The organism is Dactylosporangium sp. NPDC051485 (assembly GCF_040682015.1).
Classification (GTDB): Bacteria; Actinomycetota; Actinomycetes; order Mycobacteriales; family Micromonosporaceae; genus Dactylosporangium.
This window is the reverse complement of the sequence record NZ_JBFAZW010000218.1, coordinates 1-6,044: the sequence shown is the minus strand read 5'-3', so window position 1 is coordinate 6,044 and position 6,044 is coordinate 1. Positions and strand designations below refer to the sequence as shown.

The following is a 6,044-nucleotide window of genomic DNA, read 5'->3' as shown; positions in this document are numbered from 1 at the left end:
GCCCGCTCGAAGCACAGCGCGGCGAGTTGTTCGGTGCTGAACACGTCGTGTTCGGCGACGAGACGCACGATCCGTTCGTCCTGCTCGGTCAGCCGCTCGACCTCACCGGTGACGTTGATCGGGTGCGCTCGCACCTGTCGGGCACGGCCCATCGGGTCTCCTCCTGGTCCTTCGTGGACGGTTGGTGACCGGCCCAGGCGTCCCCCGCCGCGACAGGGCCGATCTCCATCGACCGTGGCACGCCATGCCGCCCTCCGGAAGGTGCCAGGAGGTAACGAGGGTTAGCCACCCCCAATGACCGCTAACGCCGCCGGCCGAACCGCCGCACCGGCGCCGACGACGGTCACCGACGCCCGGCAGAGCGACCCACGCCATCTTTGGCGTCACGCCCATCAATGTCTCCAACACCACGCCCACACCATGACGCACGTCTATACGTACATGGGCAGGCCCACCCACCTTGCGCACGTGTTCCCGCAGGTCAACGCGTCGCCTTGCTGGGCACACGCGCCTTCGTGGCTGGCCATATGGCGCTCTAGCTGCGAAAACACCATGAGCGTCTATCGATGCTCATCTTTTTCCAGCACACCACCTTGCATTACCAATGTCGTCCGGTGCGTTTCGCTCGCTCACGCTCGCGTGCAACGCCGCTACCGCAGTCGCGAACCGCCCCCGAACTGCGCACGCCGCGTACGATGTCGACACCCCCACGCATCACCCGCCGCCGATGAGTGCCGCTGCCCGCGTAGCCGACGAAAGCCGCGAAGTGCGCGAAGTGCGCGAATGCTGATGTTCAATGATGTTCAACCGCGAAACGGACCTGTGATCTGCGTAACGTGCGGGTCCGTGTGCTCGGGTGCGGGACAGGCTGGAGGGGTCCGCCCTCGCCCGGCTCCGTGCTGCGAATCGCCCGGCGCTCTCCCTGTCGCCGCCTCTCGGCAGTGACGGGTGACAGATGGAGCGGCTTCTCCCGGTTTCGTTGCCACGCGCGTTGCACGCGCGCACGCGCATGTCAAGAGACGGTTCTGCGGTTTGGCTCTACGCGCGCGTGGCCGCGCGCGTGGAGTGATTGATTGGTAGACCTGTCACTCCAGTCACTCTCTTCTAACCCTGAAGGGTGAAGGACACGCCGCGACGCCCGTGGTGGGCTGACAGCCCGGTTGCCCGTGCTGGATACAGCCGTCAGCACGGGCAGCCGGTCACCGTCTCCCGGCGCAGCCCTCGCGGGTTTCGCCGGGAGTGGATGTTATGCGGCGCGGTCCTGGCGCCGGTTGAGGCGCAGCAGCCGGGCGAGGGTGGTGCGTTGGTCTTCGCTCATCGGTCCGGCCTCGGCGGCAAGGGCCTGGATCTCGTCCTCGGTGGCGAGGTCCAGGAGTCGCCGCGCCATCGGCAGCGTGCCTCGCGCTGCCGGGTGGCCGGGGGTGTCACGGTACGGGTTGTCCGGGTCCGTGTCGTCGTTGCCGGTCGGCCGGGTCGGGTCGGTCGGCGGGGTGGCGCGCCGGGCGGCGCGGCGGGTCAGCCGCCGGTCAGGGATACGACCGGGCGTGTCGGGGTGGCTGGTAGCCATGTTCCTCCACTGTGGACGTTCAAGGGGATCGGGAGGGTGGTGACCATCGCGGTACTCCTTCGCGGAAATCGACGGTGTGTCGGAACGGTTGACGGACCCGCTACGGGTCGCGCCTGGATTTGGACGTGCTGGCAGCGGCCCGTACGACGACGCACGGACCGGCATTACAGGGGTTGAGGGTTGGCACGTTCGTGCTGCTGCGTCCGGCTGGCCTAGGGCGCCGGCTGCGCGTTGGGTTGCTGCGTTGGCGTGACCGTTGACGGCAGCCTGCGAGCCGCCACCGAGATCCAAGATCGGAAAACCGGCTTGGCGGGCGGCGGCGCCGCCTACCGTGAACGGTGTGGACTCGGCGACGACGCGGGCGGAGATCGCCTCGGTGCTGATCGTGGCGGAGGGATACGTCCAGGCGTCCCGGGCGATCCTGGACTGCCTGGCGTCATGCGGGGCGGACGATGCCGCCCTCACCCGGGCGCATGCCGGACTGGACCAGCTCCAGGCGGCCATCGCGCAGGGCCGCCGCCGGCTTGCCCCGGACCCGCGAACGGCTATGCTGGCCCGTGCTGCTCCGTCCGGGATGCGCCGCCCCGCAACGGCGCCGCTACGGGCTCAGGTGGATGGCGTACCCGCCACGCCTCGGCCACGGTGAGCGGGAGAGCAAGTTATAGCGTCCGGTAACCGGAGCAAGTTATAGCGTCCTGTCACACGACAGGACGTGACCGGGCGCGGTCAGAGTTTGCCGGGCCGCTCACGCGGCCCGAGACGCGTCACCAGGGGCGGCCGGGAGTTGCGCGAGCCGGAGCCGGTGCGGGTGGCCGACCGGCAGCCAGACCGGCCCGGCGGGGTGGATGGTGTGCTCACCGGCCATGGTGGCGACGAGCAGCCCGCCGGAGGCTACGGCCGGATGCGCGCGGAGCCGCTTGTGGAGTTCGGTTTCCTGCCGGGCGGTCTGCATCCGGATGAGCACCGGGTGGTTGAGCCCGGCCGCGCGGTGCAGGGCGTGGTACCCGTCCAGTTTCCCGGCGACCCGGCGGGCGGGTTCGCTGGCGCGGTCGTACTCCAGCCAGAACGACACGGTGTGGCCGTCGTCGGTCCACATGCCGTGCCCGTCCGGGTGGGCCAGGTCCCCGCACACGTCGCGGCAGCGCCGTTCCGACCACCACACCCCGAGCCGGGCGCCGGGCGTGGTGCGGGCGTGCGCGGCCAGGTCCACGAAGAAGCCGTTGATGCCGAGCAGGTGCGCCAGACGCGGACTCGCGCCGAGGCGGTTGACCCGATCCGCGACGGTGCCCGGTCGCGGGACCGGCGCCCCGTCGCGGTAGGCGATGTAGGCGGCGCCGATCCAGCCGAGCGCCCAGCGCCAGGACTGGGAGCCGGGCCGGACCGCGTCCCGGAACCGGGTCAGCACGGCCCGGTTGGCGAGGAGGTTGAGGCGGTTGCGGGCGGTGTGCACGTTGTCGAAGCCGAGCGCCGCGACCTGTTCGGTGGTGAACACCTGATGCTGATGGAGCAGATCGAGGAGCCACCGGTCGCGGGGCATGAGCCGCCGCAGTTCGCTGGCCACGGCGGGCACGGAGGTGCCGGGGTGGCGCCCTGTGGGGTTGGGGAGATGCCCGTGCGGGCTCTTGGTTGTGGTCATGTAGACCAGTCACCTTTCGGAGCGGGACGTGGACAGGCCGTGTGACCTGCACTGTGAGAGGTGTGGAGGTCGGAGCCTCAGGTGTGGCTTCGACTCCGGGGAGCCGCCGGGGAGTGCCCGAGGGAGGCTCCGGGTCGAACACCGACCCAACCGGCGCCGGTCACCGCCGAACCGCCACCGTGTGAGCGGCGGCCGGTTCGGGTGTGACAGCGGCGCCGGTTGGGCCCGGTCACGGGTTCAGTCGTCGGTGAGCAGTTGGGCGGTTGCGGCCACGGCGGCACCGCGGCCGGTCGCGTCGTGCAGGTCGGCAAGGTGGTCGCGTTCGACGTCGAGCAGGTTCAGCCCGGACGCGACGACGACACCGACACGGCCGGTCGTCGTGGCCGCCTCGGTCCAGCCGGGCGGCAGCACAAGCGGGCCGTCCCACAGCGGGCAGTCATCGCCGTCGACCACGGACACCCGGTCACCGAGGCCGAGCCGGACCGCGAGTCCTTCCACATTCGGCATCGGACCGTCCAGGCCGTCCAGGAGCTCGAAGCCGACCCCGAGCAGCCCGGCGGTGATCCGGTCGATCGTTTCCCCGCCGTCGGTCACGCGTAGCGCGGCGAGGCGGGGACCGATCAGCACGACCGCCGCCGGGTCGTCATCGTCGGGGCGCAGCCAGGCTTGTGCCGGCCACACCGAGCCGGGATCGTCGCCGACCGGCGTGTCGACGGTGAGCAGTTCGGATGCCTGGCAGTGCTCGTGGGCGTAGCGGACCACCGGCGCGCCGCGCCCGTGGTCGGGCAGGTAGGCCACCACCGACGCCCGGTCGGTGGCGGTGAGGGTCCCGGGTTGCCCGCACGCGGTGCAGACGAACCCGAGTTCCGCCGCGTCGAACGCGGCGAGGATCGCGTCTTCGCTGCCGAGCAGTTCGGCGACCTCGGGAGCGATGTTCAGGACGAGCTGTCGCATGGTCAGTTCCTTGTCTTGGATCGGGTGGGCGGCCGGAATCGGGCCGCTGGAGGGGGTGCCACGTCCGGTCCTGCGGACGGCAGATCCGCGTCCGTTGCCTCGGCGGGCGGCAGTTGGCCGCCCGTTGGGTTGGTTGGGTCGCCGATTGGCGTCCCGGTTGGGTTGGTGGTGCGGGCGGCGGGGCCGAGGCGGCGCGCCTCGGCCAGGGCCGCCCGGTCGGCCGCCGACAGGCCACGTTGCCTAGCGGCGTGGCGCAGTTCGGTGGCGCGGCCGGGGACCGGCGGGGGCGCCGGTCGGGTGGTGAGGCTGAACGGTTCGCTGTCGCAGCCGTCGATGACCAGGCGGCACACGATGCCGTAGGCGTCCCGGCGCATCAGGTCTTCGGCCTCGAAGTACGGCGCGACGTGATGCGCCAGGTCCCGCGCATCCTTCGGGGGCAGGGAGAAGAACACCTTGTTGCGGGCGTTCGCGTCGATCGCCGCCAGCATCGACGCGGACAGCTGCCCCAAATGCTGATGCGCGAGCACCAACGAGAGGTGCAGGGCTCGCGCCGTGGCGAGGGCGTTGTCGACCCCGACCGGCAGGTGCAGGAACGCATGCGCCTCGTCCAGGATCAGCGACGCATCCAGGCGGTCCGCCTCCGGCAGGTCGGCCCGCGCGTTGGCCGCGTTGAGCAACGCCGCGAGCAGCAGCGACCCGACGAGACGGACGGTGTCCTCACCGAGCGTGGGCGGGAGCCGCACGAGCAAGACCCCGCCGTCGAGGATGTCGGCCAGTCGGAACGTGGAGGCGCCCACGCCGAACAGCGATGCGGCGAACCGGCGGGACAGCACTGCCCGCAGCTTGGACAGCAGCGGACCGGCCTGCACCGAGGCTTGCGCCGGGGAGAGTTCGTCGTACCAGGCCCAGAACGCGGCCAGGGCCGCCGACTCGACCGGATCAGCCCGCCGGCGAACCAGCCCGAGGACCCGCCGCCGGTACACCGCGTCCGCGAGGAGCACGGGCAGATCGGCGAGGGTGGCGCCGGGCAGGTGCGCCAGGGTCAGCACGGCGTGGCGGGCCAAGTCGTCGGTGCGTGGCCCCCAATACTGCGCCCAAACCTTGGCCATCACGCCGACGAGCTGATCGGCCACGCTCTCCGGGTCGTCGCCCAGGTCGAACAGGTTCAGCGCGGGCGGCGCCTCCTTCTCGTCCGGATCGATCACCACCAGCCGGCCGCCGACGCCGGGCGGCAACCGGTCGAGGAGGTCCCGAACGAAGTCGCCTTTCGGGTCGAACACCGCCAGACCGCGCCCGGCCCGTGCATCCGCAATGGCGACGTTGAGCAACAGGGTCGTTTTGCCGGTGCCGGTCGGCCCCGGCACATGCACGTGATGCCGGGCGTCCTCCGGCGCCAGGCCGATCAGCACCGGCTCACCGATCGGCGCCACCCCGAGGGCCTTCACCGCCCGGCGGCGTGGCGCGTCCGGCGCGACGAGGCGTAGCCGGGCGGGAGCGCGCCGGGCCGGTTGCCGTGCGGCCGAGTCGGGTGGTGCGGGATGTCGGGTGGTCATACCGCCTCCGGAAAATCGTCGTCACGGTCGTTGTCGTTGTCGTTCGATTTGGGATCCGGTCGATCGCTGGTGCCGGTCCAGCCGTGCCGAGTCCAACCGGCCTCCGGATCGGCCCGGCGGGCGCCGCCGGGGAAGGGGCGGTGCATCGCCGAGGTGCCGAACCCGTACAGCGCCGGGTCGGGCGGCAGGTGCGCGAGCACCCCGAGTTCGGCCGCCGAGACCAGCAGCCAGTCACCGCGGCGGGCCCGCCGCAGCGCCGCCGCCGTACCGGCACGAGGGAGGCGGACCGGTCGCAGCCACCGCGACGTTTCGCCGTAGCCGTCCGCGACCGACC

4 protein-coding genes and 1 pseudogene are annotated in these 6,044 nt (G+C 71.5%); all 5 read right to left on the bottom strand.

Annotated features, from left to right (window positions below):
* Positions 1–1,246: 1,246 nt before the first annotated feature.
* The gene (locus AB0M46_RS50755; protein WP_363348866.1) at positions 1,247–1,567 is read right to left on the bottom strand and encodes a hypothetical protein; all 321 of its coding nucleotides are present in this window, start codon (positions 1,565–1,567) and stop codon (positions 1,247–1,249) included.
* A gap of 745 nt (positions 1,568–2,312) precedes the next feature.
* Entirely contained in the window at positions 2,313–3,128 is an 816-nt protein-coding gene (locus tag AB0M46_RS50750) for a replication-relaxation family protein (RefSeq protein WP_363348868.1), read from the bottom strand.
* Positions 3,129–3,440: 312 nt separating this feature from the next.
* Positions 3,441–4,157, bottom strand: a complete 717-nt coding sequence (locus AB0M46_RS50745) for a hypothetical protein (RefSeq protein WP_363348864.1) — start codon at positions 4,155–4,157, stop codon at positions 3,441–3,443.
* A gap of 2 nt (positions 4,158–4,159) precedes the next feature.
* Positions 4,160–5,710: a hypothetical protein gene (locus AB0M46_RS50740; protein ID WP_363348862.1), complete on the bottom strand. Its 1,551-nt coding sequence runs from the start codon at positions 5,708–5,710 to the stop codon at positions 4,160–4,162.
* A pseudogene (locus tag AB0M46_RS50735) lies at positions 5,707–6,044 on the bottom strand (hypothetical protein); the annotation flags it as partial. The pseudogene AB0M46_RS50735 and the gene AB0M46_RS50740, both read right to left, overlap by 4 nt.

Coding starts and splice junctions, on each gene's coding strand:
- AB0M46_RS50755 (WP_363348866.1), bottom strand. CDS start 1,567: ATGGCTACCAGCCACCCCGACACGCCCGGTCGTATCCCTGACCGGCGG.
- AB0M46_RS50745 (WP_363348864.1), bottom strand. CDS start 4,157: ATGCGACAGCTCGTCCTGAACATCGCTCCCGAGGTCGCCGAACTGCTC.
- AB0M46_RS50740 (WP_363348862.1), bottom strand. CDS start 5,710: ATGACCACCCGACATCCCGCACCACCCGACTCGGCCGCACGGCAACCG.